This is a genomic window from Streptococcus parasanguinis ATCC 15912 (assembly GCF_000164675.2).
GTDB lineage: Bacteria > Bacillota > Bacilli > Lactobacillales > Streptococcaceae > Streptococcus > Streptococcus parasanguinis.
This window is the reverse complement of the sequence record NC_015678.1, coordinates 176720-202487: the sequence shown is the minus strand read 5'-3', so window position 1 is coordinate 202487 and position 25768 is coordinate 176720. Positions and strand designations below refer to the sequence as shown.

Below are 25768 nucleotides of genomic sequence, written 5' to 3'. Positions count from 1 at the left end.
ATCAAAAGTCGGTTCGCCGACTTTTTGTGCGGTATTCTATCAATTTATGGTAGAATAGTAACGATTGAATGAATAGAAAAAGAAAGTGATGCAAATGGAAACATACTACAAAGCCATTAACTGGAATGCGATCGAAGATGTCATCGATAAATCGACCTGGGAAAAACTGACAGAGCAATTCTGGTTGGATACGCGTATCCCTTTGTCAAACGACTTGGACGACTGGAGAAAGTTGTCGAATAAAGAAAAAGACCTAGTTGGTAAAGTCTTTGGGGGATTAACTCTTTTAGATACCATGCAATCTGAAACAGGTGTTCAGGCTCTTCGTGCAGATATTCGTACTCCCCATGAAGAAGCTGTCTTTAACAACATCCAATTTATGGAATCAGTCCATGCTAAGTCGTACTCTTCTATCTTTTCGACCTTGAATACCAAGTCAGAAATCGAAGAGATTTTCGAATGGACCAACACCAATCCTTTCCTTCAAAAGAAAGCAGAAATCATCAACGAAATCTACCTCAATGGGACTCCCCTTGAAAAGAAAGTTGCCAGCGTCTTCCTTGAAACCTTCCTCTTCTATTCTGGTTTCTTCACACCTCTCTACTATCTTGGAAACAACAAATTGGCCAACGTAGCTGAGATCATCAAGTTGATCATTCGGGACGAATCTGTTCACGGAACCTATATCGGCTACAAGTTCCAACTTGGATTTAACGAATTACCAGAAGAAGAACAAGAGAAACTCAAAGAGTGGATGTATGATCTGCTCTACACCCTCTATGAAAACGAAGAAGGCTACACAGAGAGCCTCTATGATGGTGTGGGCTGGACAGAGGAAGTCAAGACCTTCCTTCGCTACAACGCCAATAAAGCCCTCATGAACTTGGGACAAGATCCGCTCTTCCCTGACTCAGCAGATGACGTTAACCCAATTGTCATGAACGGAATCTCAACCGGTACTTCTAACCACGACTTCTTCTCTCAAGTCGGAAATGGTTACCTTCTCGGTGAAGTAGAAGCCATGCAGGATGACGATTACAATTACGGACTATAAGAAGAAAAACCTTTCCAGACGGAAAGGTTTTTTTGTAGATATTTTTTGAGAATGATCGCTTAGGACTTGTAAAGACCGTAAAAATAAGAATTAAAGTATTCCTGAAAAAATATAATTGACATCTAATTTTCAGAAACATTCAAATAGATACTGGAAATTTCCGCCGTGAGAAAAGTGCCTGAGACTTAATAGTCTCAAGCACTCGGAATTCTTGAGACCTTAGTCTCAAGAATTAGTCATGGAACTTCGTAGAAGTTCGCTGACGTCCGTACTCACCTAAGGAAATTTTATCAGTAGTCTTTTAAATTCAATCTGATACTTACCCTAAGGTATTTCTATTCTTTCTTACAATTTACCTGCTACGGCATCCAACAATTCTTGGATCTTCGCTTGGTTGCTTCCTCCTGCCATGGCCATGTCTGGTTTACCACCACCACGCCCATCGACGATTGGAGCCAATTCTTTGATCACATTACCTGCATGCACTTCTTTTGTCTTGCTAGCTACAAGGACGTTTACCTTATCACCGATTGCTGCGACAAGAACAAGTACATCAGAGTAGTCTTTTTGTTTCCAGTTATCGGCAAATGTACGAAGGGCACCTGCATCTGATACAGAAACTTGGCTGGCAATGTAACGGTGGCCGTTTGCTTCTTGAACATTCTTGAAGACATCACCTGCTGCAGCTGCTGCTGCTTTTTCCTTCAATTCTGCATTTTCTTTTTGCAATTGACGGAGTTGTTCTTGAAGACCTTCCACCTTATGAGGGACTTCTTTGAGTTGAGGTGCTTTCAAGGTTGCTGCGACTGCTTTCAGAGCATCTTCTTGTTCACGGTAAGCTTCGAAGGCTTCCTTACCAGTCACTGCCAAGATACGACGAGTTCCTGATCCGATCCCTTCTTCTTTGACAATCTTGAAGAGACCAATTTCAGAAGTATTGCCTACGTGGGTACCACCACAGAGTTCCACTGAGTAGCCACCAATGGTTACAACACGGACTTCTTTACCGTATTTCTCACCAAAGAGGGCCATGGCTCCCATTTCTTTAGCAGTATCGATATCTGTTTCAATCGTTTCGACTGCGATCGCTTCCCAAATCTTTTCATTGACTTGTTGTTCAATAGCGCGCAATTCTTCAGGAGTTACGGCTTGGAAGTGAGTGAAGTCAAAGCGAAGGAATTCTACCTCGTTGAGAGATCCTGCTTGGGTTGCGTGGTTACCAAGGATATTGTGAAGAGCCGCATGGAGCAAGTGAGTGGCTGTGTGGTTCTTCATGACACGATGACGACGATTGGTATCAATAGCCAAGGTGTATTCTTGGTTCAAGGCAAGAGGGGCAAGAACTTCAACAGTATGAAGTGGTTGTCCATTTGGTGCTTTTTGAACATCTGTTACTGTAGCAACGACATTTCCTGCAGCATCCAAGATTTGACCATGGTCCGCAACTTGTCCACCCATTTCAGCGTAGAATGGAGTTTCTGCAAAGATCAGTGATGCAGTCCCTTCAGATACAGCTTCTACTTCTGCATTGTCCGCTACGATAGCCACCAACTTAGAAGGCAATTGGCTGGCATTGTAGTTGAAGCTACTTTCAACTGTAATGTTTTGAAGGGTTTCATTTTGCATCCCCATGGATCCACCTTTGACAGCAGATGCACGCGCCCGTTCTTGTTGTTCCTTCATAGCCGCTTCAAAACCGTCACGATCGACTGTCATTCCAGCTTCTTCAGCGATTTCTTCTGTCAATTCTACTGGGAATCCGTATGTATCATAAAGTTTAAAGACATCTTGACCAGCAATCACTGTTTGACCTTTGGCTTTCAAGTCTTCAACGATGGTTTGAGCAAAGTGTTGACCAGAATTCAAAGTACGAGCAAACGATTCTTCTTCACTCTTGATAATTTTCTCGATGAAGTCTTGTTTTTCAAGTACTTCTGGGTAGTAACTTTCCATGATCTTCCCAACGGTTGGAACCAATTTATACAAGAAGGTTCCTTCAATCCCCAATTTTTGACCATGCATGGAAGCACGGCGAAGGAGACGACGAAGAACGTAGCCGCGTCCTTCATTACCAGGAAGAGCTCCATCTCCAATCGCAAATGAAAGCGAACGGATGTGGTCAGCAATCACCTTGAAGCTCATGTTGTCGCCATCTGGATCATAGGTTTTACCAGACATCTTTTCCACTTCACGGATGATCGGCATGAAGAGGTCAGTTTCAAAGTTTGTTTTCGCCCCTTGGATAACGGCTACCAAACGTTCCAAACCTGCGCCCGTATCAATGTTCTTGTGTGGCAATTCCTTGTATTCGCTACGAGGAACAGCAGGGTCAGCGTTAAATTGTGACAAGACAATGTTCCAAATTTCGATGTAACGGTCGTTTTCGATATCTTCTGCAAGCAGACGAAGACCGATATTTTCAGGGTCAAAGGCTTCTCCACGGTCAAAGAAGATTTCTGTATCTGGTCCAGAAGGTCCCGCACCGATTTCCCAGAAGTTGTCTTCGATTGGAATCAAGTGACTTGGATCCACACCAACAGCAATCCAACGGTTGTATGAATCCTTGTCGTCAGGGTAATAGGTCATGTAAAGTTTGTCTTTGGGGAAGTCAAACCATTCCGGACTTGTCAAAAGCTCATAAGCCCACGTAATGGCTTCATCACGGAAGTAATCTCCGATAGAGAAGTTCCCCAACATTTCAAACATGGTATGGTGACGAGCAGTCTTCCCTACGTTTTCGATATCGTTGGTACGGATAGCTTTTTGAGCATTGGTAATCCGTGGATTTTCAGGTTTGATGGTTCCATCGAAGTATTTCTTAAGAGTGGCAACCCCTGAGTTGATCCATAAAAGCGTTGGGTCGTTTACAGGAACCAAGCTAACAGATGGTTCTACAGAGTGGCCTTTGCTTGCCCAGAAATCAAGCCACATTTGACGGACTTGTGCACTAGATAATTGTTTCATATTTGTCTCCTAATTTTTTTAAGATTAATTTGCGCCAGCTTCTAACATTTCGACATAATCGATGGCGACACAAAGTGAGATGACTAAATCAGCGTATTCATCCTCATACACCGATACTTGGTAGGTAGAGGTTAGATGAAAGAGTTCCTTGCTAATCTCAGCGACGATTTGATCCCGATCATCGAATAATTTGAATTCTAGGTCCCAGATATTTCCTTGTACCCGCAGTCCCAAATCTTCGATATCGTACCTATCCCTGAAGAGCGTCAGCTTTTTATGGATAAAAAAGCTGTCCCCATCCTTCAACTCAACCACAAACTTAGGAAGAAGGCTGATTGGTTTTTTAGTAATGTGGCTCACTTCTTGTCCATTCTTATCATAGATGGTAAAAGTCTTGGGAATCTTAAGAAAAGATCCCTCAACCTGGTATTCAACATTTCCCAACTCATCTTTGATATCGAACCGCTCGCCACCCAATCGAAATTTTTGTTTCACTTGATAGGTTCGCATCTTTTGATCTCCTTTAAAAAGCTTCTGACAACTGTCCGCAAACAAAAGACAAGTCACCAAACGAAGGGCGAAAAACCGCGGTACCACCTTCATTCAATGAACTTGTCATTCTTATTTTCATATGCAATTGTCTCAGCTGAGTAGCAAAATCATTTCTCTTCCATGGCTCGCACCCCCGCCACTTCTCTGATTCCGAGTAACAATGATTCATTCTCAACTATTTCATTATACAAGTTCCAAAAGGAACCGTCAACTATTTTTTAGATGATGAGCTACTATCACTTGTTTCAACACCGATATTTTGCAAATATTGGTTGAAAGTAGATTTGAAGGCATCATCTTTAACCTTAATATTGGCATTGGTCATCGCTTTAGCTATAATACTACGGATGTAATTAGTATCTTGCTTACGACCTTCAATAATGATCTCTTTCAAACGTTTTTCGTATTTCTTCCAGTCCGAACCTTTTTCTGTCTTCTTATTCAATTTGACAATATAGTAGCTAGCTGAGTAGTTTTGACCTGCTGATACTGTGATCACATCTGAAATGCCGTTTTCATCCAACTTAAAGGCTGCTTCTTTGACTTGAGATGGGATATCTGCTGTTCCTGAATCGAACTTGACTTCACCACCTTTGTCTTTTGTAGCGGTATCTGTTGAATTATCTTTTGCAATTTTGGCAAAGTCTGCACCTTCCGCTTTAGCTGCTTCCAATACTTCTTTTGCTTTGTCTTCAGAATCCAACTTGATAATTTGTGCTGTTACCTCAGGTGTATAAGATTCAAAAGCTGTCTTGTAGTCTGACTCTTTGATATCTTTCTTAGCAGCTTGGCTAACTGCATATTCCAACAACATATTGCTACGGATTTGTTTCTTCGCTGTTTCTTCCGTCAAGCCTTGTTGCGCCAAGTAAGCATCAAATTGGTTGCCCAATTGTTTCTTTTGTTTAGCCAATTCTTTATCGACTTCTTTATCAGAAATTTTTGATCCATATTCTTTTTCAAAAACTTTATTGATAGTCATTTGGAAAAGAACTTGTTGGGCTCCTTGGTTTGATTTGATTTCATCATAGAAATCTGAAACCGTGATCGTGTCCCCTTTCATGGTCACGACATCTTTGTTTGTGCTATTGGCACAGGCTGCTAATGTTACGACTGATAGCAAGGTCACAGCACCTGCTACAAGTTTTTTCTTCATGAAAATTACTCTCCGTTCCTTTTTAAACTTCCTCTATTTTACCACAAATTAGAGAGAATACCTTAAATTTACCTAAAAAGAGCTAGGATCTGGCAAGGTTACCGTCTCTGCATTTTTACGAATCATCAAAATACCGTCTCCAAGTGGCACCAAGCTAGCTGTCAAATCTGGATGGTTGAGAGTCGCGTTAAAGAGGTTTTGAAGACCTCGATAAATGGTCCGTTGCCCACGACGAACTTCCATGATGTCTTTGGCAACATCTCCTCCTTGGAAAATATCATCCAATACTACGACTCCCCCAACTTCTAAGAGTTCGAGAATTCGTGGCAAAAAGACGATGTACTTAGACTTAGCAGAGTCCATAAAGACAAAGTCATAGGTCTCTGTTAAATCCCGCAAGACATCTACCGCATCTCCTTCAAGCAAGGTAATTTGCTTTCTCAGATCGTATTTAGCTAGATTTTTCTTGGCAAAGTCAATCATTTCTTCGTTACGATCAATGGTAGTAATTTGTGCATTGGGAGCATTTTCAGCCATTAAGAGCGCCGAAAACCCAATTGCTGTCCCAATTTCAAGGATTTTCTTTGGTTGTAGGGCTTGTAGGAGTAGTCTAAAGTATGCTACCGTTTCATGCGGGATGATGGGAATATTTTCCTTGCGAGCGAATGCTTCTAATTCCTTTAGGGCACCCGCTACCGGTTTTTGACGCGTACGCATAAAGTCAACGATCTCATCTTTTACCACTGGACGGCGCATATTGTGGTTGGCATTTTTACTATAAGACTCTACCATCTTATGCGAGTCCTAATTTTTCTACTAGGGCTTCAAATTCATTCAAACGACGTTCAAAGACTGCAAAGGCTGCGTCCAAATAGTCTTCTTTTTCCATATCCACACCTGCTTTGCGGATGACATTTAGTGGATAATCAGAGTTTCCAGCCTTCAAGTAGTCGATATATTTATCACGATCCTCCTGGGTTCCATGAACAATTTTTTCAGCTAAGGCTGAAGCTGCTGCAAAACCAGTTGAATATTGGAAGACATAGTAGTTATAGTAGAAGTGAGGAATCCGAGCCCATTCATATTGGATCTCAGGGTTGTCTTCTTTTGAAAGACCATAGTATTTTTCATTGAGCTCTGCATAAAGGTTGTTCAAGAACTCACTAGTCAAAACGGTACCTTCTTGGTCTGCTTTATGAATGGCATGCTCAAATTCGGCAAACTGGGTTTGACGGAAGACCGTTCCACGGAAGCCATCCAAGAAGTGATTCAAAATAGCAAAACGAGTTGCATCATCTTCTACTTCTTCTAACAGACGTTCAGTCAAGATATTTTCATTGGTTGTAGAGGCGATTTCAGCAAGGAAAATTGAGTAGTCCCCATAGACATAAGGTTGGGTTTCACGGGTATAGCTAGAATGCATACTGTGACCAGTTTCATGCACCAAGGTGAAGAGATTATCCAATGTATCTTGCCAGTTTAACAACATGAAAGCATTGGTATCATAAGAACCACCTGAATAGGCACCTGAGCGTTTCCCTTGGTTGACATGCACATCAATCCACCGTTCGCTAAAGGCACGTTTCACACGAGAAAGATAGTCCTCCCCCAAAACAGCCAAGACTTCTTCTGCTTTAGCCAATGATTCTTCATAGGTAAACTTGTAGTCTGTATCTGATAATGGCGTATACATATCGTACATCTTCAAGTCTGAGATACCTAGAATTTTTGAACGCAATTGTACATAGCGTTGCAAGAGTGGCAAGTGTTTGTTCACAGCTGTTACCAAGCTATCATAAACACTTTCTGGCACAAAGTTTTCAGAAAGGGCCGCTTCACGGGCAGAAGAGAATTTGCGAACTTTAGCATTAAAGTTGTGAACTTTTACATTGGTTTGCAAGGTTTTAGCATAGGTATGTTGGTACTGTTCATAGACCTTGTAGAGACCTTCGTAAGCTTCTTTACGAACGGCACGATCTTTTGATTCTACCAAAGAAATATAGTTTCCATGTGTTAATTGAACTTCTTCGCCCTTGTCATCATGTACAGTAGGGAAAACAATATCTGCATTGTCCAAGATTTCAAAAGTTTCACCACCAGCCGCAAAGATCTCACCAGCTCCTGCAAGTAATTCCTCTTCTTTTTGAGACAAGACATGTTCTTTTTTCTCTAGCAAACGATCAAAATAATGACCATATTGTTCCAAGGCTGGAACTTCACTCACAAAGGCCTTGTATTGCTCATCCGTAATGGCCATGAATTCAGGCTCATAGAAGGCAAAGGTTTCACCTAACAAGCTATAAAGAGACATCCCTTTTGATTGGTATTCTTGGTATTTAGCCACTCGTGTATCTTGGTCATTTTTCATATGAGCATAGACATAGACCTTTTCTAAGCGACGGCTCAATTCCAAATAAGCATTGGTTGTCTCCAAAAGCGTTTGTGCTGAATCCAACAAATGGCCAGCATAGTGGCTTGCTGCTTTAATATCTGCAGCTAAGCTAGCTGCTTCTTCTTCCCAAGCTTGATCTGTCGCAAAAATTGTCGACAAATCCCATTGGTATTTTTCATCAATTTCATTACGTTGTTTTACCATTTCGATTAATCCTCCAATGGTACTATTTTAGCATAAAAATGAACATTTCGGGAGGATTTCTATCTTAGAAAGTTAGCTTTTCTGTTGAGCATAAAAACGTGGAGGATAGAGGATCTGAACAGGTTGGATCCCTTGCGACTGATAATAGGCCATAAATTGCTGGTAGTAACCTTCTACATCCTCTTCAATTTGGAGTAAGTTCTGTGAAAGGATCGGACGACAAAGAGGATAAAAGAAATCCAAGCCTAGTTCCAGTAGATGGTGTCCCTGCAAATAGAGTTCTTCCTGAAACCTCATCCACTTTGGGTGACGATAAAAGAGTTGCTGCTGTATATACGTTAAAAATGTCCGATCGAGCTCGACTGCCATTTGTTGCATGGATTGCGAAAGATAAGGGGTCCGTAAGACTTCCAGTAAAGACCTTTGACCAAAAGGGAAAATTTCTGTTTGATAATGCAATCGCCCTCGTAAATCCTCATGAATGAGGTATTGTAAACGTAGCTCTTTCTTTGCCAGATCCAATTCCCAAAGATGAAAACCTCGATTCTGACTAAAATAAAGAAAGCCAGCCTGCAGTTTTGTTAGTCTTTCCTTGAGCCACAACTTTTTACCAAGTAACCAATAGACCTGGTAACCGTGGGATCGATAAGCATCGCTTCTCTCCTTCAAGCGTTCTAAAGATAAGGAGCTACACTGCACTTCCAAAGCTAAGTTCTTGTCTACTACCAAAAGATCGGCAATTTGTTGAAAGTCTGCTAAATAACTTTCTACCTCTGTTTTAGACTCCTTAGAGGCCCAATCATAAAGACTGGCTTTCAATTCCAGATGTTCAAAACTCTCAGCTTCGTGATGATAGGGACAATGCTGTAATTCTACATGAGCAAAATGAGCCCGTAGAACCGAGCCATTTTTTAGACGCACTTGACTGTGACAAGCCAAGCAATAGAAAGGACCAGCTGTTGTAGGTGGGACCTCCTTGATACAGTTCCACCTCTGTTGATTGTTATCCATGGCAATAAACATAGCCCCACCTCCTCATCTATATCATTCGAAAAAAAATAAGAAAAAGGCTGGAAATTTCCAACCCTTTCTCCATCTTATTCTTCAGAATCTGAATCCGAATCATCACTGTCATCATCTGCAACAGGTGATTTACTCAATTCTTTCTGCAAATCTTTCATTTCTTTACGAGCACTTTCCAACTCTTCTCGAGCATCTTTCAAGCTTTCGATCAGAGCTTCACGGTCTTCTTTAGGAACGACTGTGCTATCTGAACCAATGCTTTCCAAGCTTTCATTAAAGATTTCTTTTTGAGTTTCCATTTGTTGCTTCAAGCTACTGACAGTCGCATCATAGCCCACTTTGGCTGAGCCTGTCACAGAAGCACCTGCTTCTTCAGTAAGAGAAACTGTTTGATCCATTAGTTTTGCAAATAACTTTTTGAAGTCTCCAACTGTTTTAGCCTTGCTGATTTCAGCATCTGTTAAGAGACTAGAAGTGGATGTATCTTCTGAATCTGTTGAAGTATCCTTACTTTTTGAAGTGTTGGCAGATTTGCTCGTCACTTTAGTCGTTGATTGACTATTTGAAGTTTCCTTCTTTGTGTCTTGTTTGTTTGAACAAGCAGCAAGTGAAACAATCGTCAAAAGAGCAGCTGTCGATAAGATCATTTTTTTCATAAAATGGTCTCCTTTATATTTATTTTACCTCATTCTACCATCGGATACTTTGATCGTCAAATTAATCACTAGTTCTTAATAATAGCAAAAAAAGTTGGACAAAACACTGTGAAATCAGTGTTTCTATCCAACTTCTCGATTATGAGTCATACAATTGTAACAATTTCATTAGTCTACTTTACCACCAAAAAGGCCGTGAGCCTTCCCTTGGGGCATTTTTAAGGCAAAACTCAGTAAAAAGACGATCCCTACAACCCCTGCTAAAAAGAAACTCATGACTTGGTAACCACCTCTTTCAATACAGAGGGCTGCGAGGGGTTGTAAAAGAATGGTTCCTAAATAACGAGCTCCTTGGACAATGGCCATGGCAAGAACCAAGTCTTTGCCATTTACCTGTTGGGCGATAAACCGTAAGGAGACCATAATCAAAACCATCCCTGTCGTGTGCTTAGCTAAGAGAGTCATTATCACTTTTAAGAAGACAGGACTTGGAAGAGCGTAGACGGCATATTGAGCGAAAATAATCCCAATTGGAAGAGCGATCAAAACCCGTAAAGGCCAGTGGTCCATGAATCGATCAGAGAAAAAGATCAAGGGGGCTTCCACTACGACTGAGATAGCCACAACTGTTGAGGCAATATGAACTGGTAGACCACTATCCATGAGCAACTCAGGAATATAGGTATGACCAATATTTCCAACACCTGAAGCCAAGCCAATCAAAATGATAAAGAAGAGGTAAGGCACATTGTGAAGAAGAGGACGAATAGAAACCGGCTCTTTAACCTTTTCTTCTTTTTTCTCTCTTGTCTTCATCCGAACAGCACTTAGACAGAAAATGCTGAGTACAATGGTGATCAAAACCGTATAATAGACAGCTTGGGGGCTAAATTGATGATAGACCCAGCCGGCTATTTGAACACCGACCGAGTAGCCAATGGTTCCCCAAACGCGAATCTTCCCAAAAGCGTATGGACTTTGCGTTGCAAATACTTCCATCATGGGAGCTGTCCCATTCAAACAGACTAGAACAATCCCATAAAAAACGGTCAGCCAAAAGAGATTAGGTGCCCAAAGAAAACCTAGGACACCACCAATGATCACACTCAGACTGAGGGTCGTCATTTTTACGATTCCAAATCGCTCATTGATATACCCAAAGAAAGGTTGGGCTACCATAGATAAGAAAAAGGCAACCGATACCAAGGTCGACACTTGGGTTGCACTATAGTGCTTTCCCATCAAATAGACGGAAATGAGGGTCGTAAAGAGAGATGTGGACATAAAATAAAAACTATAGAGCAACATATAAGCTGCATAAGAATTTCGGAATTTTTTCATATGAATCCTTTTCTAAATAAGTATGAACGAAACAACGACAAAACCCAACTGATCACCAGTTGAGTTTCTATTTATTTTTTATTATAGCGCTTTTGAGCCTTTTTTTGCGTCTCTCACGACTTTGTTTTTCAATCGAGAGAATGATGACAAGAATGAGAATCGGAATCAAAATTAGGAAGTGATCCAGCGAAAGCCATTTACTTTGCTTAGCCGTTGTCTTTTTTCCATCAGCTTTTTCTTTGACAAGCTCTGGCTTAGCCCCTTCTTCCACCTTCATATCATCTCGGATACCTTCAGACAAAGTGTAGAGATCATTATCTACTGTCAGATAGCCATCTTTTACCGCAAGGGTCGGTTCTTTAGCACCTTTTTTGACCGTTGCATAGAAGGGTTTTTCGAGTGTATAGGTCTTGCCGTCAATCTTCTGGACACCTGCATCTAACAATTTTTTATAGCCAAAATCTTTATAAGCTTTTTCGATCAAAGCATTCCCAAACGGGTGACGGTAATATTCCCCATCTTGGTCTGCCCAATCTCCTACGCCCATAATGACAGCAATTAAGCGCTGATTTCCCCGTTTGATGGTCGCGATATAATTGAAAGCTCCACGAGGACTTGATCCAGTTTTTAAACCATCCACACCTTTCAAAGCATACTTGGCTCCTGGCAATGAATAATTGTAGGTATCAAAGGTTTCCTCATACGGAGTCCCCTTTTTGACCGTGACTTGTGCTTGATTGGTATAGTTTAAAATATCTGGGTATTGATTGATAAAATGATAGACCAAAATTCCCAAATCACGCGCAGTTGTCTGGTTAGCCGCATCATTTGGATAATTGTTTACCTGATAGTAGCCTTGCAAGGTGGAGATGGCCGCCCCGCTTGGGTTATTCCAGACCGTATTGGTCATCCCTAATTCCTTAGCCTTGGCATTCATACGCTCGATAAAGGCATCTGGATCATTGTTGGACATGAGATTGGCCAACATGAGGGTCGATACATTTGAGGATGGAACCACTGTCATGGTAATCAACTCAGGAATTGTGTAGTCTACCCCAGCAACAATATTATTGTTGGAGATTTCATAGATCTTTCCGATCGCTTGGTCTGAAGCGGTCGCCTTGATCACTGTATCCTTACTGATCTTGCCATTTGCCATATCTTCAAACAAGAGATAGAGCGTCATGAGCTTACTCATGCTGGCAGGATCTCTGACTTCATCGATATTGTCTTTCCAAAGAACATTTCCCGTATTGCCGTCAATAATGAGTGAGGAATGTGGACGGTTAATGGCTTGGACATTGTCATTTGGGTACATCTTTTGCGCCATATCCACCAATTCATCCGCACTAGCTAGAATTGGCTGGCATAAGAGACTCAGAAGGAGGCAAATATGGATCAAATATTTTTTTATCATAAACTATTCCTTTATAACAGACTATTCAGCTGGAGGCTAAAACAAGCTTCTAGCCCTCATGCCCTTTTCTCTTGTCTCCCAGTAGATGAAAAGAGCTAATCCCAGCAGATAATTACTTGTATTGTACCATACTTTGAAGCAGAAAAAAACCTATCTAGCACGAATAAATCGGCGATAGGTCCTGTTTTTTATCGACTTAACAAGCTCAAAGCTTCCTTATCCGCAATGATGGTCACATCTGGATGTCCCTGAAGGGCACTTGCAGGCACTTCTTCTGTCTTTTCACCCTCTACTGTTCCTTTAATCGCTTGGGCTTTCGATTCCCCATAAGCAAACAAAACAATCGATTTTGCTGCTAAGATATTAGCAATTCCCATCGAAATTGCCTTGGTTGGTACATCCTCAATTTTATCAAAGAAACGAGAGTTCGCTTCAATTGTAGAAGCATCTAACTGGACTAAATGGGTTTGGCTATCAAAGGATGTCCCTGGCTCATTGAAACCGATGTGTCCATTGCGCCCAACCCCTAGAATTTGAAGATCTACAGGATGTTCTTCTAAAATCTGATTATAACGTGCAACTTCTTGTTCGGCTGTTTCTTCTACACCTATTGGGAGGTAGCTTTCTTTAAATGGTTTGGCATCAAAGAGATTTTTCTCCATGAAATAACGGTAGGATTGAGGATCATCTCCTGTTAATCCTACATATTCATCTAAGTTAACACTAATTAGATTAGATAAGTCCAAATCACTTTCACGAATTTGTTTGTAAAATTCAAGGGGACTGCTTCCTGTCGCAAGACCTATGGTTTGAGCTCCTTCCTGTAATTTTTCTTTAAACAGATCAAAGGCAACTTTTCCACCCTCAATTTGGTCCTGAACTTCAATAATCTTCATGCGATAGACCTCCTATATCTCTATGGTTTAATTATATGGTATAGACCAATTTTTGTCAAGTGAAACCGCTATCTTTTTTTGTATTTTTTCATTTTCAATTCGATTCGTGATATAATGAAAGGTATGATTGTAACTATATTATTTATCATTTTTTTGATAGGACTTCTTGTTTTTCTCTTATCTTTTTTGATTCACCGAAGAAAAGTCCTAAGGGCTATAATATTTTTGATAGGAACTTGCCTGATGCTTTTAGCTATTGGAACAACCATCTATCTACTCTCAAATTTACTTTAAAGGAGCACAAATGAACACAAACGACTTTGACTTTGATTTACCTGAAGAACTGATTGCCCAAACCCCTCTTGAAAAACGCGATGCCTCTAAACTCTTGATTCTCGATCGAAAAACAGGGAAATTCCAAGACCGTCATTTTGATGCAATTTTGGATGAATTGGAACCAGGAGATGCTCTTGTCATGAACAATACGCGCGTTCTACCTGCCCGTCTTCATGGAGTCAAACCAGAAACAGGTGGTCACGTCGAATTCCTTCTCCTTAAAAATACCCAAGATGACTGTTGGGAAGTCTTGGCAAAACCTGCAAAACGCTTAAAGGTAGGGGCCACAGTCAGCTTTGGAGATGGTCGTTTGACCGCAACTGTCGAGGAAGAATTGGAGCATGGAGGCCGCATCGTCCGCTTCCACTATCAAGGGATCTTCTTAGAAGTTCTAGAAAGCCTTGGCGAAATGCCACTTCCTCCTTATATTCACGAAAAGCTTGCTGATCGCGAACGCTACCAAACCGTTTACGCCAAAGAAAATGGTTCTGCTGCAGCTCCGACGGCAGGTCTTCATTTCACCCAAGAATTGCTCCAAAAAATTGAAGCAAAAGGGGTTCACCTGGTCTATTTGACCCTTCATGTGGGCCTAGGAACCTTCCGTCCAGTATCCGTGGACAATCTTGAAGACCATGAGATGCACTCTGAATTTTACCAACTTTCTGAAGAAGCTGCTGCGACCCTTCGCCAGGTAAAAGCTGCAGGAAAACGCATCGTGGCCGTCGGAACGACTTCTATTCGGACCCTTGAAACGATTGGCAACAAATTTGATGGAGACATCCAAGCTGATTCAGGCTGGACCAATATTTTTATCAAACCAGGTTATGAATGGAAAGTCGTCGATGCCTTTTCAACCAACTTCCACCTTCCAAAATCAACTCTGGTCATGTTGGTTTCTGCCTTTGCCGGCCGTGAATTAACCCTCGAAGCATACCACCATGCTATTCAAGAACGCTACCGCTTCTTCAGTTTTGGGGATGCTATGTTCATCAAGTAAAGGAATCTCTCATGAATAAAATTGAAAGTCGCCACCGCTTGATCCGCTCTATCATTTCTGAGCGTAGGATTCATACTCAACAAGAACTTCAAGAAGCCTTAGAAGCCAATGGCGTTCTCGTTACCCAGTCCACCCTTTCACGGGATGTCAAATCCTTGAATCTAGTAAAAATTAACGAGGGGGATAGTTCCTACTATGCCATGAATACCATCGCTCCTTCCCGTTGGGAAAAGCGCCTGCGGATGTATATGGAAGATGCCTTAGTCATGTTGCGGCCCGTTCAAAACCAGGTCGTTGTAAAAACTCTTCCAGGCCTCGCTCAATCTTTTGGAGCGATCTTAGATGCATTAGAACTCCAAGAAATTGTAGCCACCATCTGTGGAGACGATGTCTGTTTGGTCATCTGCGAAGACAATCAAGGAGCTTTGGATTGTTTTGAAAAATTAAAAGAATTCACCCCACCCTTCTTCTTTAGTAAATAAAAAGTTTGGAAACCAAGTTTCCAAACTTTTTATGTTGTAGCTAAGCGTTGAATGGCTTCTCGATAGATTTCCATCGCAGCATAGAGATCTTCAATTTTTGCACGTTCATTGGCTTGGTGCTCGGTCTGTTCTGCACCTGGGAAAAGAGCCCCAAAGGCAACACAATTTTCCATGGTCCGCGCAAATGTCGCACCACCAGAAGACATAGCTGGCGTCTTATCACCAGTTTCTTCCTGATAGACGGCCATCAAAGAGCTGACTAAAGAACTATCCAAAGGAACATATAAAGGAGCCAAATAATCAAACTCTTCATATTCCAACTGATAACTAGCTGCAATTTCTTGCAAACGAGCTACCAAGGCATCCTTGTCTGCTAAGACGGGAATCCGGATATCAATCCCGATTTCCGATTGTTCTTGATCGATCACAAGGGTCGCAAGATTAAAAGAAAGATCCCCACTAGGTTCATCTGTAATTCTGCCAAATAAAGCTTCTCCCGTTGCATCCTCACCAACAGCATCTGCTATAAAGAGCAAGGCTGGATGGGGTTGGATGAGGGATAAACTTTCCGCTAAACCGACAATAGCATTCACTCCTTCGGCTGCATCTTTAGAGTGTTTCGAAACACCCAAAACCGTTACAGAATCTGCTGTTTGGCTATACTGAACCCCACTTTGATCCAAAACAGGAAGCAACTCCTCCAAACGATGACCAGCATAGGTCGCCTTGTCTGGAACAACATTGAGGGCCTGTCCAGCCTGTAAGGGAAGATCATCCCAACCTGGACCATGCAATTTCACTTGTAATAAGCCTTTTTCAGCATAGGTTAAGGGGAAAGAGGAATCTGGTGCAAATCCTAAATCTGCTTGCTCTTCGATTTGATTGTAGCGGTTCATACAGCGCCACAAGGTTTCTTCATCCGTCCCAAAGATAAAGCGAATTCGTTTGGTAAACTGGATGCCATCATCCAGCAAACTCTTGACAGCGTAAAGAGCAGCGAGGGACGGACCCTTATCATCCTGCACACCACGACCCACTAAATAATCACCGACAATGGTCGCTTCAAAAGGTGGCGTTTGCCAATCTTTTAGATCACCGGCTGGAACAACATCCAAGTGACAAAGAACGGCCAGGAGTTCTTCCCCCTGACCGATCTCTGCATATCCATAGTATCCTTCAGGATCTATATATGTTTGAAAACCTAATTCCTGAGCAAGCTCTAAGGTTTTTTCTAGGACATCTTGGATAGCTTGTCCAAACGGTGTTCCATTTTCCCCTTCATTTAATACAGAAGGATAAGAAATGATGGTTTGAAGAGAGTTTAAAAACTGCTCTTTCACATCGTTCTTAATTCTTTTTTTCATGAAACACCTACTTTATTCTATTGCAAGAATGGAACCACAGTTCCTAGTAGAAGAAGGGCAATGGTGATCACAACAATCGCTACGACCAATTTACCCATGAATTTCCACCATGCACTCAAGTCAACACGTCCAAGAGCAAGAGCTCCCATTACGATACCTGAAGTTGGTGCGATCAAGTTCAAGACACCAGATGCAGATTGGTAAGCTGTGACAATCAAGCTACCTGGTACATTGACAAATTTACCAAGAGGTGCCATGATACCCATTGTTGCACTGGCAAGACCAGATGATGATGGGATCAAGAATGACATTGGCAAGTAGAAAATGTAAGTCAAGACAATGAACAATTGAGATGAAAGACCTTTCAATCCTTCTTCACCCCAGTGAAGAATTGTCGCAGTGATCATACCGTCGTTCATGATGACTTGGATACCACGTGCTACTGCTACGATAAGAGCAACACTCAAGAGGTCAGCTGCACCATTCATGAAGGATGAAATGATTTTATCTTCTTTCAAGCCATAAATGATACCAACGAGGATTCCCATGAAGGCAAAGAGCATAGCTGTTTGAGGGAAGTACCATGTACCAAGAGCATCTGTGTTACCGATCAATTGACCAAGTACTGGAATTTTATGGAGAGATTCGTTAAAGCTTTCAAAGAATTTAATACCCAAATCTTTGAATGGGATAAATCCAGCAACCATGATAACGAATGTTGAGATGAAGACGAGCAAGACACGTTTTTGTTTCTTGTTCATTTGTGAAGGAATTTCTTCGCCACTATCAACATTGAAGTGTTTCAAATCTTCTTCACGAGTTGCATAGGTGAGAGATTTGGTTGGGTCTTTTTGAACCTTATCTGCATAACGGTATACATAATATGTGCTAAGTCCTGTCAATACGATCCAGAAGATCACACGAAGTAAGAGACCTGAAGCACTTGAGATACCTGCAGTATCAGATGCGATAACTGTCGCAAATGGGTTCAATGTTGACGCCAAACATCCGATTTGTGATCCTAAAAGGATAATGGCTACCCCTGTCAAGCTGTCAAAACCAACAGACATCATAACAGGTACAAGAAGTGGATAGAAGGCCATGGTTTCTTCACCCATACCATAAGTTGTACCACCAAGGGCAAACAATGGCATCAAGATCAAAATCAACATTTTTTCGCGGCCTTTGTATTTGCGAACGATAGAAGCAATCCCTACATCAAGGGTACCTGTTTCGTTTACAACTCCAAGGAAACCACCGACCATCAAGATGAAGAAGGCTACGTCAATCGCTGCACTAGTTGGTGCTTTACCAAGCATGGCATTGATTGGGGCCATCAAGACATCCCAAATCCCTTGAGGATGTGCTTTTACAGATTCATAACTACCTGCAATGATAGCACCTGCATCGTCAACCTTGTATTGACCAGCTGGAATAATCCAAGTTAACACTGCCATAATAGCAATGATAATTAACAATACGGAAAAAGATGAAGGCATCTTAAATCCTTTTTTTGTTTTTTCACTCATTTGTCTTCCTCCTAACGCAACAAAGTGTGAGTGATGTTTTACAAGAGTCTCTTGTAAAACGCTTTCCTATAGACTTATTCTATCACAATAAGCTTTAAAATACTAGTTTTTTCCTAATTTTTCATTAGTTTTTTTGGATGATTGTTCCACTTTCAGACTCAATCAAAGCTCCCAGGTTTTCAAGTGATGTAATAACTGCTTTTCCTTCTGGGCGACCATTTACAAAGGCAATGGCAGCTTCCACTTTAGGAAGCATGCTTCCTGGTGCAAATTGGTCTTGTTTGATATATTCTTCCAATTGAGCCACATTAACATGTTCCAATTTTGCTTGGTCTGGTTTGTTGTAGTTCACAAAGACATAATCGACACCAGTCAAGACGATGAAGAGGTCTGCTTCTACTAATTCAGCCAAACGTTGAGATGCGAAGTCTTTATCGATGACAGCTTCAACACCAGATAGGCTACCATCTGCTTCTTTCACAACTGGGATACCGCCACCACCGGCTGCCACAACGACTTGACCGTCGTTCAACAAAGTACGGATGGTATTGATTTCTTTGATATCCACTGGTTTTGGTGAAGCAACAACTTTACGCCAGCCACGACCAGCATCTTCTTTGAAAGTTGCTCCAGATTTTTCAGCTTCTGCTTTTGCTTCTTCTTCTGAGTAGAATGGACCGATTGGTTTGCTGAGGTTGACAAAAGCTGGGTCGTTCTTATCAACAACGACTTGTGTCACAACAGAAGCCACATCTTTTTCAATTCCTTCTTCAAGAAGAGCATTTTGAAGAGCATTTTGAAGCCAGTAGCCAATGCTTCCTTCGGTCATAGCAACTAATGAATCAAGTGGGAAAGCAGGGTTCTTTTCAGAGTTTGCTGCCAAGTGTTGGAGCAAAAGGTTTCCTACTTGAGGACCATTTCCGTGAGTGATGATCAAGTCATCCCCATTTTTGATTAATTTGACTAAGTGTTTTGCTGTTTCTACAAGTGCTTCTTGTTGAGCTTGAGCAGAAGGATCAGATGAGAGAATAGCATTTCCTCCCAAAGCAACGACGATTTTTCTTGACATAAGTTTTCCCTTTCTATAAAAAATAGGGGCAGGACTAAAGCTAGCAGTCCAGCCCCTATAGCTGTTGGTATACGGTTATAAAGTCTTAAACTTTTGGAATGTACAAGTTACCAAGAGTTGCTGCCATAACCGCTTTGATTGTGTGCATACGGTTTTCAGCTTGGTCAAAGTGACGAGCATATTTGCTGCGGAACACTTCGTCAGTAACTTCCATTTCTTCTACGCCGAATTTTTCAGCAACATCTTTACCGTAAACAGTATTTGTATCGTGGAAGGCTGGCAAGCAGTGCAAGAAGATCAAGTCTTCGTTATCAGCTTTCTTAATCAAATCCATGTTTACTTGGTAAGGTTTCAAAAGGGCAACACGTTCTGCAAATTTGTCTTCTTCACCCATTGATACCCAAACGTCAGTGTAAAGTACGTCTGCACCTTTCACTGCTTCGTCGGCATCTTCAGTGATCAAGATATGAGCGCCACTTTCTTTTGCAAATCCTTCTGCCAATTCAACGATTTCTTTTTCTGGGAAGAGTTCTTTTGGTGAGAAGATGTGTACGTTCACACCAAGGATAGCACCTGTTACAAGAAGGCTGTTCGCAACGTTGTTACGTCCATCACCACAGTATACAAGTGTCAAACCTTCCAAACGTCCAAAGTTTTCTTGAACTGTCAAGTAGTCTGCAAGCATTTGAGTTGGGTGCCATTCGTCAGTCAAACCGTTCCATACTGGAACACCTGAGAATTCAGCCAATTCTTCAACCATACGTTGGCTGAAACCACGGAATTCAATACCATCAAACATACGTCCAAGAACTTTAGCAGTATCTTCTGTAGATTCTTTTTTACCAAGTTGGATGTCGTTTGCACCAAGGTATTCTGGGTGAGCACCAAGGTCGATAGCTGCAGTAGTGAAGGCTGCACGAGTACGAGTTGAAGTTTTTTCAAACAAAAGCGCAATGTTTTTACCAGCAAGATAGTGGTGTTCAATGTTGCGTTTTTTAAGGTCTTTCAAGTGAGCTGAAAGTCCGATAAGGTATTCTAACTCTGCACGTGTAAAGTCTTTTTCTGCCAAGAAGCTACGTCCTTGGAACACTGAATTTGTCATTCTATTTGTCTCCTATTTTCTTTCTAGTATTGATCAGTAAGAAGAAAGAGCTGATCCTCAAAGACCAGCTCTCGGTCTTCTCTATTAGATTTCTTCACGTTCAAATGGCATTGACATACAACGAGGTCCACCACGACCGCGAACCAATTCACTTCCGCGGATCTTAATCAAACGAAGTCCGTATTCTTCTAATTTCTTGTTTGTGACTGTGTTACGATCGTATACAACTACCACACCAGGTGCGATTGTAAGAGTATTTGATCCGTCGTTCCATTGTTCACGAGCAGCTGCAACCACATTGCCATCACCACAAGGGATCAATGTAACTTTTTCTACACCAAGGTTTTCAGCAAGCAATTCAGCCAAATCACCTTTTTCTTCAACAATCTTCAATGCTTCATTTTCATATGTTACAGAGAAGACGCGAAGGTTGCCTTGGATTTCTGGGTGGATTGTGAATTTATCGTAGTCCACCATTGTGAATACTGTATCCAAGTGCATGAATTTACGGTTGTTCGCAAATTCGAAGGCCAATACTTTCTTGAAGCCAACGTTCTTCTTGAAGATGTTTACCAACAATTTTTCAATTGATGCAGCATCTGTACGTTGTGAGATACCAACTGCCAAGACATCTTTAGAAAGGACCAATTCGTCCCCACCTTCGATACGAGTGTCTTCTTCACGGTTGTATACCAAATCTACATTACCACCATATACTGGGTGATATTTGAAGATGTATTTACCATACAAAGTTTCACGGTTACGTGTATCTGCATACATGTGGTTCAATGATACTGCATTCCCAATTGTAGCAAATGGGTCACGTGTGAAGTACAAGTTTGGCATTGGATCAATCGCAAATGGGTAGTCAGATTCAACAAGGTCTGTCAAGCCTTTATCAGCTTCTGGAATTTCTGGAAGCTCAGCTTTTTGGAAACCAGCCATTGTTTTTTCAACCAATTCTTGGTTGTCTTCAATACCACGAAGGATTTCGCGAATAGCGTTTTTAGTTTGGCGACCACGAATGTTTGCTTCATCAAGATATTCTTCGATGAATTGTTCGCGAATTTCTGGAGTAGTCAATGACTCAGCTGCCAATTTTTCAAGATAAAGTACTTCGATTCCTTCGTTACGAAGCGCTTGAGCGAAATTGTCGTGTTCTTTTTGAGCATCTTCCAAGAATGGAATATCATCAAAAAGAAGACGCTCTAGATAGTCAGGCATCAAGTTTTCCAACTCTTTACCTGGACGGTGCAACATTACTTTTTTCAGTTTTCCAATTTCAGAGAAAACATGAATTGGTTTAGTTGACATCTGTCATCCTCCTTTTTTCTTTGAGCTTGTTCACAAGCTTTATTACAATTGTTATTATATCCTTTATTGTTACCGCTTTCACGAAGGATTCTACTTTTTGAATGCAAAGAATTTTGTGTTTTTTTGAATTTTATCTATATTTCAGTCAATATGAAGCGTTTTCTTTGAATATTTTGTCTTTTATATTATTTTTGTGAATATATATTTTTTTTGTAAAATATATAAAAAGATCAACAAATTAGTTGATCTCTTCAAAGCTCTTTAAAAAGTAGGCTGTATCTAGAAAAGTTAGTTGTTTTCTTTCATACTGAATCTTACGAGAATCGATGAGTTTCTTTAAAACTTGATTGACTGTTTCTCGAGTTGTTGCCGCTAATTTGGCCATTTCCTTCATACTAATCGGAAATGGAAGTTGATTTCCAAGGCTTTCATAGTCCTTGCATAATATGGCCAAAGACTGAACCACGCGCTCACTAGCACTGGCTGTCACAACATTACGTAGACGCAACTCTTGAAATTCTAGAATCGACGAAAGCTTTCTCGAAATGAAGAGCAATTGCTCCTTGCTTTCTTGAGCAGACATCTCATAAAGATTGACGGGAATTACAAAACAGCGTAAATCCGTTACAGCACTGGCTGTATAGTGGTAGCGTTCGTCCTGGAACATTCCACCATAAGGAAACAAGGACCCTTTTTTAATGTAATCCATATAGGAGAATTGGTCAGAAGAATCAAATTGCTCAATGCGAACAAAGCCCTCCACTAGAAGGAATATGCGATCCCGTCTATCTCCTGCAAAAAATAAAATTTGTCCTTTAGGGATATCCCTGGCATGAATTTCAACAGCTAATTTATCAAAAAGCTCCACTGGCAACGCAGAAAATGCAGGATGCAAGCGAAGCAACTGGTAATCTTCCTTTGTAATCATGTCTATACTTCCTCTTATTACTATTATTAGTATAACATACTTTTTATAGAAAAGGGAAAGAAGTCTCTTTAGAACAGAAAAGTAATTCAAAACAACAAGTAAATTTCATCCTACTTTAATAGAATAAAAGGCCTGAGCAACCCTCAGACCTTTTGTCGATTATTCATTCATATTAACTCGATGCCATTCATTGATAACATAAGCCAATTGACCCAATTGATACAGACCGACACCACTGATCTCAGCACTTTCTGGAGTCGTTCCTCCAAGACCTGCGGTATAAATGGCGATCAGGTACGGAGTAGATTCACGCACAATAGCGTCCACATTCAAAGCTTCAGCAACATAGCCTGGTTTTTGTTGAATGACCAAATCCGGTAAGAATTTCTTATAGTACTCACCTGGGAAAGACTCACCAATCAATTCCAACAAATCTGCATATTTTTCTTGATGATTCCAAAGATATTCCAAAACATGGATATAGTAATCTGTTGTCGTTTTATTTTCATCGCTAAAGGTCTTTACTTCTGGTGAACGGGATTGACCATAGCGACTGAATAGCTTCCGCGCTTGCTCCATGCCACCCAATCGATCTGCTAAGGCATAAGCTGGGGTATTTTCAGAGTAAACCAATGAATAGCGCTGCATATCAGGAATAGACATGGCTCCATCAAAGGCAGCAACGTAATTGTCATGCTCCCCTACATATTCATAGTAGGTGTTGGTAATGTCAAACCTGTCTGTTAAATTCAGTTTGCCCTTTGCGACTTCATCCACCACCAACATATTCAACGGTAGCTTATAGGTACTACCTGCCGTCATTGGTTGAAGATCATTCATCGCAAACTGCTCTCCTGTAATGGCATTACGATAAGTAAAGGCAATTTGTGATGGATCAATTCCACTTTCTGCTAAGAAATCCTGAACAACCTCTACCAAACCTTTATTAGCATAATCATAGACAAGGCCATAAGCGCTCATCGTCTCCATATCTGCGTCTACAACTGCTTGCTTAGCTTCTGGAGATTTGACACGTGGTTTTTTGGTCTCTGGGGTTGACTTTTCTACATCTAATTTTTTTGTTTTCTTTGCTTTGTTTTCAATTGCTGATACTGTTGGTTGCGTGAGATGCAAATACCCCAATACACCTGTTCCCACCAGGCACAAAAGGATGCTGATTCCAATCATAATCGAGCGTAGATTAAAATATTTTTTCATATAGAATTAATTATAAAAGATTCTACTAAAAATAACAAGAATAATCAGAAGGGGAAAACGGTTTATTTTTTAAAAAAATATCCCTCTTCTTTAAGAAATTACTTCTGTTTAAAGGAGCCCATAATGAGCTTAGCAATTTCACGCGCGATCGTCCGGAATAAAGAACTCAAGAAGGAATCTTTTGCCTTTTCAAGACTGGATTTCCTTGGACGACCTGGACTGCGTTTTTGCTCTGTTTTTTCTGTTGCAGACCGTTCTTTTTCTGCTTCTTTTTTCTCTTCTTGCACTTCCTTGCTTGCTTTAGCCGCTAATTTTTCATAGGCAGATTCTCGGTCAATCGCTGTCGCATACTTTTGATGGAAAGGCGATGTTGTGATCAAGGCCAATTGTTCACTTTCATTTAACAGATCAAAACTGGATTGAGGAGAAAGAATAAAGGTACGCTCAACCACACTAGGCTGTCCCTTTTCATTCAGGAAAGAAACCAAGGCTTCCCCTGTCCCTAACTCAGTAATCACAGTTTCTGTATCAAAATCTGGATTCAGACGAAAACTTTGGGCAGCAACCTTAATCGCCTTCATTTCTTTTGGAGTGTAAGCTCGAAGAGCATGCTGAATACGATTCCCAAGTTGCGCTAAAACAGACTCTGGTAGGTCTTGAGGATTTTGGGTAATAAAGTAAATCCCTACACCCTTAGATCGAATCAAGCGTACCACTTGCTCGACCTTCTCAAGAAAGAGCTTGCTCGCATCCTTAAAGAGGAGATGCGCTTCATCAAAGAAGAAGACCAATTTTGGCTTTTCAGGATCCCCAACCTCTGGAAGTGTTTCAAAGAGACGAGACAGCATCCAGATCAAAAAGGTTGAATACAATTTAGGTGAATGAAAGAGCTTTGTAGCAGAAAGAATATTGATATAACCACGACCAGATGCATCGAGTTGCATGAAATCATTTAAATCAAGTGCTGGCTCACCGAAAAACTGATCTGCTCCTTCTTCTTCCAAAACCAAGAGACTTCTTTGGATCGCTCCAACAGACTGTTTGGTAATATTGCCATAATGGGCTGAATATTCCGAACTATGTTCATAGACTTCCTTTAAAAGACTTTGCAAGTCCTTCAAATCTATCAAAGGCCACTCTTTCTCCTTGGCTAATTTAAAAACAATCGCTAAAATCCCTGTCTGAGTCTCATTTAAATCAAGAAGACGAGAAAGGAATAATGAACCCATTCCTTCAACAGTCGCACGGACAGGATGGCCTGCTTGGCCAAAGACATCCCACAATCGGACAGGAAAAGCTTGTGGCTCAAAAGGATCTGTGATTCCAATAAGCTTATAGCGTTCTTCCAGTTTTGGTGTCCATTGCCCCGCTTTCGCTAATCCAGATAAATCTCCTTTGATATCTGCAAGAAAAACTGGAATACCTTCTTTACTTAATTTTTCTGTTAGGACCTTGAGAGTGACTGTTTTCCCTGTCCCTGTTGCACCCGCAATCAAGCCATGCCGATTCACCATCTGTAAGTAGATTGGCGTATCAACAACTCCTTTGGTAATAGCAATACTAGTCATTTCATTTCTCCCTGAACTTTCAGATTATATTTATCGTTTTGACTTCGTCCTACCTAATCACTTTAAACAGGTTTCACATAGGTGTGACACATTTCTACTAGTGTATCATTTTACCGTCCAAACGCAAGGAATTATACTCCGATTTCAAGATGAATTCACAAAAAAAATCTATAAAAACAAAGACCTGTTCCTATAGATTCATTATG

Annotated in this window: 21 protein-coding genes; 3 read left to right on the top strand and 18 right to left on the bottom strand. The window is 41.0% G+C overall.

What is annotated here, in order from left to right; all coding sequences use genetic code 11:
- Positions 1–94 precede the first annotated feature (94 nt).
- Entirely contained in the window at positions 95–1054 is a 960-nt protein-coding gene (gene nrdF / locus HMPREF0833_RS01035) for a class 1b ribonucleoside-diphosphate reductase subunit beta (protein ID WP_003011591.1), read from the top strand.
- A gap of 345 nt (positions 1055–1399) precedes the next feature.
- Here nrdF and alaS read toward each other — a convergent pair whose 3' ends face one another.
- From alaS to HMPREF0833_RS00985, 10 genes are all read right to left on the bottom strand, one after another.
- Positions 1400–4018: an alanine--tRNA ligase gene (alaS, locus tag HMPREF0833_RS01030; protein WP_013903310.1), complete on the bottom strand. Its 2619-nt coding sequence runs from the start codon at positions 4016–4018 to the stop codon at positions 1400–1402.
- A 24-nt stretch (positions 4019–4042) separates the two neighbouring features.
- Positions 4043–4528, bottom strand: coding sequence for an LURP-one-related/scramblase family protein (locus tag HMPREF0833_RS01025; RefSeq protein WP_041818133.1), 486 nt, complete (start codon positions 4526–4528; stop codon positions 4043–4045).
- 253 nt (positions 4529–4781) lie between these two features.
- Positions 4782–5726, bottom strand: coding sequence for a peptidylprolyl isomerase PrsA (gene prsA / locus HMPREF0833_RS01020; RefSeq protein ID WP_013903308.1), 945 nt, complete (start codon positions 5724–5726; stop codon positions 4782–4784).
- A gap of 72 nt (positions 5727–5798) precedes the next feature.
- On the bottom strand, positions 5799–6518 hold the full coding sequence (locus HMPREF0833_RS01015; protein ID WP_013903307.1) for an O-methyltransferase: 720 nt from the start codon (positions 6516–6518) through the stop codon (positions 5799–5801).
- Position 6519: 1 nt separating this feature from the next.
- A complete protein-coding gene (gene pepF / locus HMPREF0833_RS01010; protein ID WP_013903306.1) occupies positions 6520–8322 on the bottom strand; it encodes an oligoendopeptidase F in 1803 nt (600 codons plus the stop codon).
- Positions 8323–8394: 72 nt separating this feature from the next.
- On the bottom strand, positions 8395–9345 hold the full coding sequence (locus tag HMPREF0833_RS01005; protein WP_013903305.1) for a competence protein CoiA: 951 nt from the start codon (positions 9343–9345) through the stop codon (positions 8395–8397).
- A 74-nt stretch (positions 9346–9419) separates the two neighbouring features.
- Positions 9420–10001 carry a lipoprotein gene (locus HMPREF0833_RS01000; RefSeq protein ID WP_013903304.1) on the bottom strand — a complete coding sequence of 194 codons (582 nt, stop codon included), beginning with the start codon at positions 9999–10001 and terminating at the stop codon, positions 9420–9422.
- Positions 10002–10169: 168 nt separating this feature from the next.
- Positions 10170–11342, bottom strand: coding sequence for an MFS transporter (locus HMPREF0833_RS00995; RefSeq protein WP_013903303.1), 1173 nt, complete (start codon positions 11340–11342; stop codon positions 10170–10172).
- A 67-nt stretch (positions 11343–11409) separates the two neighbouring features.
- Complete coding sequence (locus tag HMPREF0833_RS00990) at positions 11410–12759, bottom strand: DUF1958 domain-containing protein (RefSeq protein WP_013903302.1); 1350 nt, start codon at positions 12757–12759, stop codon at positions 11410–11412.
- Between the two features lie 188 nt (positions 12760–12947).
- Positions 12948–13655 carry a glucosamine-6-phosphate deaminase gene (locus HMPREF0833_RS00985; RefSeq protein ID WP_003017792.1) on the bottom strand — a complete coding sequence of 236 codons (708 nt, stop codon included), beginning with the start codon at positions 13653–13655 and terminating at the stop codon, positions 12948–12950.
- A gap of 304 nt (positions 13656–13959) precedes the next feature.
- Between HMPREF0833_RS00985 and queA the strand changes: the two genes are divergently transcribed.
- Positions 13960–14988, top strand: a complete 1029-nt coding sequence (gene queA, locus HMPREF0833_RS00980) for a tRNA preQ1(34) S-adenosylmethionine ribosyltransferase-isomerase QueA (RefSeq protein ID WP_013903301.1) — start codon at positions 13960–13962, stop codon at positions 14986–14988.
- An 11-nt stretch (positions 14989–14999) separates the two neighbouring features.
- Entirely contained in the window at positions 15000–15470 is a 471-nt protein-coding gene (locus HMPREF0833_RS00975) for an arginine repressor (protein ID WP_003006364.1), read from the top strand.
- A gap of 29 nt (positions 15471–15499) precedes the next feature.
- Here the strand turns inward: HMPREF0833_RS00975 and HMPREF0833_RS00970 are convergent, their stop codons facing one another.
- The 8 genes from HMPREF0833_RS00970 to HMPREF0833_RS00935 all read right to left on the bottom strand — a co-directional run bounded on the left by HMPREF0833_RS00970 (position 15500) and on the right by HMPREF0833_RS00935 (position 25562).
- Positions 15500–16834 (bottom strand): dipeptidase, encoded by a 1335-nt coding sequence (locus HMPREF0833_RS00970; RefSeq protein WP_013903300.1) that lies wholly within the window; start codon positions 16832–16834, stop codon positions 15500–15502.
- Positions 16835–16851: 17 nt separating this feature from the next.
- Positions 16852–18363, bottom strand: a complete 1512-nt coding sequence (locus HMPREF0833_RS00965) for a YfcC family protein (protein ID WP_003017698.1) — start codon at positions 18361–18363, stop codon at positions 16852–16854.
- A gap of 124 nt (positions 18364–18487) precedes the next feature.
- Complete coding sequence (gene arcC / locus HMPREF0833_RS00960; RefSeq protein WP_003017859.1) at positions 18488–19432, bottom strand: carbamate kinase; 945 nt, start codon at positions 19430–19432, stop codon at positions 18488–18490.
- Positions 19433–19517: 85 nt separating this feature from the next.
- Positions 19518–20534, bottom strand: coding sequence for an ornithine carbamoyltransferase (argF, locus tag HMPREF0833_RS00955; RefSeq protein ID WP_003006350.1), 1017 nt, complete (start codon positions 20532–20534; stop codon positions 19518–19520).
- A gap of 84 nt (positions 20535–20618) precedes the next feature.
- On the bottom strand, positions 20619–21848 hold the full coding sequence (gene arcA, locus HMPREF0833_RS00950; protein WP_003017680.1) for an arginine deiminase: 1230 nt from the start codon (positions 21846–21848) through the stop codon (positions 20619–20621).
- A gap of 238 nt (positions 21849–22086) precedes the next feature.
- Positions 22087–22776 (bottom strand): Crp/Fnr family transcriptional regulator, encoded by a 690-nt coding sequence (locus HMPREF0833_RS00945; protein ID WP_003017838.1) that lies wholly within the window; start codon positions 22774–22776, stop codon positions 22087–22089.
- Positions 22777–22935: 159 nt separating this feature from the next.
- Positions 22936–23994: a serine hydrolase gene (locus HMPREF0833_RS00940; protein WP_003017770.1), complete on the bottom strand. Its 1059-nt coding sequence runs from the start codon at positions 23992–23994 to the stop codon at positions 22936–22938.
- Between the two features lie 98 nt (positions 23995–24092).
- Entirely contained in the window at positions 24093–25562 is a 1470-nt protein-coding gene (locus HMPREF0833_RS00935; RefSeq protein ID WP_003017749.1) for a helicase HerA-like domain-containing protein, read from the bottom strand.
- Positions 25563–25768: the final 206 nt, after the last annotated feature.

Excerpts from the sequence above, each read along its gene's own strand:
- alaS (WP_013903310.1), bottom strand. The coding sequence starts at position 4,018 with ATGAAACAATTATCTAGTGCACAAGTCCGTCAAATGTGGCTTGATTTC.
- HMPREF0833_RS00990 (WP_013903302.1), bottom strand. The coding sequence starts at position 12,759 with ATGATAAAAAAATATTTGATCCATATTTGCCTCCTTCTGAGTCTCTTA.
- HMPREF0833_RS00975 (WP_003006364.1), top strand. The coding sequence starts at position 15,000 with ATGAATAAAATTGAAAGTCGCCACCGCTTGATCCGCTCTATCATTTCT.
- HMPREF0833_RS00940 (WP_003017770.1), bottom strand. The coding sequence starts at position 23,994 with ATGAAAAAATATTTTAATCTACGCTCGATTATGATTGGAATCAGCATC.
- HMPREF0833_RS01005 (WP_013903305.1), bottom strand. The coding sequence starts at position 9,345 with ATGTTTATTGCCATGGATAACAATCAACAGAGGTGGAACTGTATCAAG.
- nrdF (WP_003011591.1), top strand. The coding sequence starts at position 95 with ATGGAAACATACTACAAAGCCATTAACTGGAATGCGATCGAAGATGTC.
- HMPREF0833_RS00985 (WP_003017792.1), bottom strand. The coding sequence starts at position 13,655 with ATGAAGATTATTGAAGTTCAGGACCAAATTGAGGGTGGAAAAGTTGCC.
- pepF (WP_013903306.1), bottom strand. The coding sequence starts at position 8,322 with ATGGTAAAACAACGTAATGAAATTGATGAAAAATACCAATGGGATTTG.
- HMPREF0833_RS01025 (WP_041818133.1), bottom strand. The coding sequence starts at position 4,528 with ATGCGAACCTATCAAGTGAAACAAAAATTTCGATTGGGTGGCGAGCGG.
- queA (WP_013903301.1), top strand. The coding sequence starts at position 13,960 with ATGAACACAAACGACTTTGACTTTGATTTACCTGAAGAACTGATTGCC.
- HMPREF0833_RS00995 (WP_013903303.1), bottom strand. The coding sequence starts at position 11,342 with ATGAAAAAATTCCGAAATTCTTATGCAGCTTATATGTTGCTCTATAGT.
- HMPREF0833_RS01000 (WP_013903304.1), bottom strand. The coding sequence starts at position 10,001 with ATGAAAAAAATGATCTTATCGACAGCTGCTCTTTTGACGATTGTTTCA.
- HMPREF0833_RS00965 (WP_003017698.1), bottom strand. The coding sequence starts at position 18,363 with ATGAGTGAAAAAACAAAAAAAGGATTTAAGATGCCTTCATCTTTTTCC.
- argF (WP_003006350.1), bottom strand. The coding sequence starts at position 20,534 with ATGACAAATTCAGTGTTCCAAGGACGTAGCTTCTTGGCAGAAAAAGAC.
- HMPREF0833_RS00945 (WP_003017838.1), bottom strand. The coding sequence starts at position 22,776 with ATGATTACAAAGGAAGATTACCAGTTGCTTCGCTTGCATCCTGCATTT.
- arcC (WP_003017859.1), bottom strand. The coding sequence starts at position 19,432 with ATGTCAAGAAAAATCGTCGTTGCTTTGGGAGGAAATGCTATTCTCTCA.
- arcA (WP_003017680.1), bottom strand. The coding sequence starts at position 21,848 with ATGTCAACTAAACCAATTCATGTTTTCTCTGAAATTGGAAAACTGAAA.
- HMPREF0833_RS01015 (WP_013903307.1), bottom strand. The coding sequence starts at position 6,518 with ATGGTAGAGTCTTATAGTAAAAATGCCAACCACAATATGCGCCGTCCA.
- prsA (WP_013903308.1), bottom strand. The coding sequence starts at position 5,726 with ATGAAGAAAAAACTTGTAGCAGGTGCTGTGACCTTGCTATCAGTCGTA.
- HMPREF0833_RS00970 (WP_013903300.1), bottom strand. The coding sequence starts at position 16,834 with ATGAAAAAAAGAATTAAGAACGATGTGAAAGAGCAGTTTTTAAACTCT.
- HMPREF0833_RS00935 (WP_003017749.1), bottom strand. The coding sequence starts at position 25,562 with ATGACTAGTATTGCTATTACCAAAGGAGTTGTTGATACGCCAATCTAC.